The following is a 1,471-nucleotide window of genomic DNA, read 5'->3' on the forward strand; positions in this document are numbered from 1 at the left end:
GAAACTTTCATCTCGGAAGTGCCTTGCTGATTGTGCGTGCTGGAAGCGTCAAGAACTCCCATCATCGCAGGTCACAAGGCACTTCTTCGTCTTCCGCAACGTTATCCACAAGGCATCGGTCGGTGGATCAAGGCTTAGACGGCTCTCGGCGAGGCCCCGCACCGTCCAAGTGGACCACCACGGTGGTGTAAAAGCGCTGTACCGCGTCGTCGACGCTGCGGATGAATCCGGACTCTGCGCTGCCGCGGCTGCTTCCCATGCTCTTGAGGAGGGACAAGCGGAAACCGACGATCTGGGTGCCGTTCTCCTTGGGCAGCATGTCCGCCGGCTCAGGGCGGAGCCGTTCGAGCGTTGCCCGTGGCCCACCCGCTTCCCCATCGGTGAGAGTTTCGATGTGGAGATCCGCCGGCGCATCGGCCAAGCGCCGGACGAGCCGTTTCGCCCACGCCAGGGGGTAGCCCTGCTCCGGTGCAGGGATCTCGATCGAGGTGCGGAGCTTGCCCGTACGCAGGTCCGCGCTGATAGCCAGGACCCCAGGCGTGCCCTCGATGCGCAGCTCCGCTTGAACTTTCCCTTCGATGCAGAGCTGATCGGCGAGGCTGGCCCGGAGTGCCTTGGGATCCGTTCCGCGCTTGGCACGGCGGACGGGCAGGACTTTCTGCCCGAGTTCGCCACCCAGTCGGAGGCAGACCTGGCGGATGAGCCGCTCCCAGCTCTCGACAACCTCCAGTGCGCGCGGGTCTCCCTGGCACAGGGTTTCATCGTCGATCCCGTTGCGTACTGGTACCCAGGCCGGACCCATGTTCTGGAAGCCGTGGCAGCCGGAGTTCTCGTGCTGCAAGTAGTACAGCAGTTCCTGCAGCAGCCAGGCGTGCGCCGCATTACCGACGCCCTCGTGCCGGATCAACATCTGGGCCTGATGGGCAACCTCCGCCCATGAGAGGTGCCAGAGAGCCACCTTGTGCTTGCGCCGTCCGTCGATCTTCACATCGACCAGCGGACTACCCTCCAACGCGACATCGTTCGACAGAGTGATCACGGCCTCATAGCCACGGCGGGCAGCGATATCCATATACGCCTGGACCTGATCGACCTTGAGGGCATTGCCATTGAGCCTCATTGGTCTTCGTCTCCAGAAGCGCCGTCCAGAGCTTGCCGGCCCGCTCAACACGGATCACTCCGTCCGGACGTCGAGGACTATCACCGTGAGGAAGCGTGACCTCGGTGAAGGTCTCCATGCGACCGGCCGGTGCTCCGAACGCGGCGGTAAGCCTCCTGCCGGACTCCGGCACCTGTGCCATCACCGAGAGCAGTACTGAGCCTCGATCCACCGCGTGAGGGGCTGTCTGTGGACGGGGAAATAGGAAGAGGTGCCTGCTGACCTGACCCTATGAGGGCCGGGCCCCCTTCCGTGCTCAGCCGGACGATACATATCGTCCGGGTATCGACGGGCTCGGGAAGGAGGCCCTCA

Annotated in this window: 1 pseudogene; it reads right to left on the reverse strand. The window is 63.8% G+C overall.

The features are described 5' to 3' along the window. Window positions 1-127: 127 nt before the first annotated feature. Window positions 128-1,319 (reverse strand): annotated as a pseudogene (locus ACZ3TS_RS42970) (TerD family protein); the annotation flags it as partial. Between the last annotated feature and the right edge of the window lie 152 nt (window positions 1,320-1,471).

Source organism: Streptomyces sp. NPDC022910 (genome assembly GCF_055561075.1).